The organism is Nostoc sp. (genome assembly GCF_035638895.1).
Lineage (GTDB): Bacteria > Cyanobacteriota > Cyanobacteriia > Cyanobacteriales > Nostocaceae > Nostoc.
In genome coordinates, this window is the sequence record NZ_DASQZC010000281.1 from 1 (window position 1) to 2,216 (window position 2,216).

At 44.2% G+C, this 2,216-nt stretch carries 1 protein-coding gene and 1 pseudogene; both read right to left on the bottom strand.

Annotation, left to right across the window (positions count from 1 at the left end; all coding sequences use genetic code 11):
• Positions 1-36: 36 nt before the first annotated feature.
• The gene (locus tag VE944_RS13470) at positions 37-1,707 is read right to left on the bottom strand and encodes a tetratricopeptide repeat protein (RefSeq protein WP_324977761.1); all 1,671 of its coding nucleotides are present in this window, start codon (positions 1,705-1,707) and stop codon (positions 37-39) included.
• Positions 1,701-2,216: pseudogene (locus VE944_RS13475) on the bottom strand (NB-ARC domain-containing protein,Caspase domain-containing protein); the annotation flags it as partial. The gene VE944_RS13470 and the pseudogene VE944_RS13475, both read right to left, overlap by 7 nt.

Consider the following 2,216-nt stretch of genomic DNA (forward strand, 5'->3'; position numbering starts at 1 on the left):
AAACCAACGCCAGACAAAAGCAACCATTCTCCTGAATCAAGGCTGACGATTCCGCCGCAAGTCTTCCAGATTTTCACAAATGGTTATTGTATTGGGATGATTTGCCCCCAACTGTTTTTCAGCGATGGCCAAAGCTTCGATGTACAAAGGTTCAGCTTCGCTGTACCTTCCCTGTGAACGGTAGAGTTCTGCCAAATTGTTCAGGCTAGTTGCCACATCTGGGTGTTCATCCCTCAGTAGGCGTTTTCTCATGGACAAAGCTTCGATGTACAAAGGTTCGGCATCGCTGTATCTTCTCTGTGATTTGTAGAGTAATGCCAAATTGTTCAGGCTAGTTGCCACAGAGGGGTGTTCATTCCCCAGCAGGCGTTTTCTCATGGACAAAGCTTCGATGTACAAAGGTTCAGCATCGTTGTACATTCCCTGTGAATCATAGAGTAATGCCAAATTGTTCAGGCTAGTTGCCACAGAGGGGTGTTCATCCCCCAGCAAACGTTTTGTCATATCCAAAGCTTGGATTAACACGGGTTCGGCATCGCCGTACCTTCCCTGTGAATCGTAGAGTAATGCCAAATTGTTCAGACTAGTTGCCACAGAGGGGTGTTCATCTCCCAGCAAACGTTTTGTCATATCCAAAGCTTGGATGTATAAAGGTTCGGCATCGCTGTACCTTCCCTGTGAACTGTAGAGTGCTGCCAAATTGTTCAGGCTAGATGCCACATCTGGGTGTTCATCCTCCAGCAAACGTTTTGTCATCTCCAAAGTTTTGATGTACAAAGGTTCGGCATCGCTGTACCTTCCCTGTGAATAGTATAGTGCTGCCAAATTGTTCAGGCTAATTGCCACAGAGGGGTGTTCATCTCCCAGCAAACGTTTTGTCATATCCAAAGCTTGGATGTATAAAGGTTCGGCATCGCTGTACCTTCCCTGTGAACGGTAGAGTTCTGCCAAATTGTTCAGGCTAGTTGCTACAGAAGAGTGTTCATCTCCCAGCAGGCGTTTTGTCATCTCCAAAGCTTGGATGTGCAAAGGTTCGGCATCGCTGTATCTTCCCTGTAAATCGTAGATTGTTGCCAAATTGTTCAGGCTAGTTGCCACGGAGAGGTGTTCATCCCCAAAACGTTTTCTAGCAGCTGATAAACTTTGTTTATACCAAGGTAAGGTTTGTGCGTAGGCTCCTTGACCTTGGTAAAATCTACTCAAGCCCGAAAAAGGCGAGATTAAATCTTCATCACTTAACCAAGCTTGGTAAACTGTAGCAGCTTCCCCAAGGTGAGGGATGGCAAGAGTTACTTGAGCAATTTCTATTAATGTGGGTGTGTAAGGAATATCTTTTGCTACGGCTACCATTGCTTGACAATAGCCACGCTTGAGTTCGTTTGCTTCAGCCAAATCTTCTAGCTTCTGCTGCAATAATTCCCGAATGCGATCATGGATTTGGTAGGTGTCCTCTGCCAATTCTTGCAGCAGATAACGTTCAACTAAAACAGTGCAGTTAGCTTTTAGGTCAAATTCCATAAGGCTAGCACTTGCTGCTGATTCTACCAAAGACCAGGGGATAGGAGCCAAAGCAAACAAACTCACCAAACAAGCCAATTTTTGTGCTTCTGATTCCAAGCTCTGCCAATTCAACTCAAAAGCTGCTGCTACACCAGACTCACCTGTTGATGCTTGCTTCTGTAGCCGTGCGAGGATGTCTGCTAACATAATACTCTCCCTGGCTTACGGCAGATAGCCGCTATTTGGTAAATTCCAATGGCGATATAACCGACATGTTCGCAAAGTTTTTTTGCTGTCTCTGTGTCCTGTTGAACATATTCATTTCCCAATAGCTTTGCTAATAATTCTAAGGCTGCATCTGGTGACAATTCACCTAACGGCTGTGATGGATATATTAACCCTGTGTTTTGACGAGTAGTAATTAACACCTTAAATCGAGAACTTTTAGGTGGTAGATAGGGTTTAATTTGCATCCAGTCTTTAACATCATCAAATACTAATAAAACTTTGCCAGCTTGCCAGTTCTTCCAGCAATAAGCAACTTGACCTGCTAGGCTTAATCCATCCGGTGGATGAAAGTTAGGTAAATTCACAACTCCAAACTCTACTAACTGGGTTCCCAAATCAATACCTTGGGGATTTAACCAACAACACCCGCCAGAATAATCTTCCAAATATTGCCATGAGTATTGAATAGCTAACTCTGTTTTACCCAC

Excerpts from the sequence above, each read along its gene's own strand:
- VE944_RS13470 (WP_324977761.1), bottom strand. The coding sequence starts at position 1,707 with ATGTTAGCAGACATCCTCGCACGGCTACAGAAGCAAGCATCAACAGGT.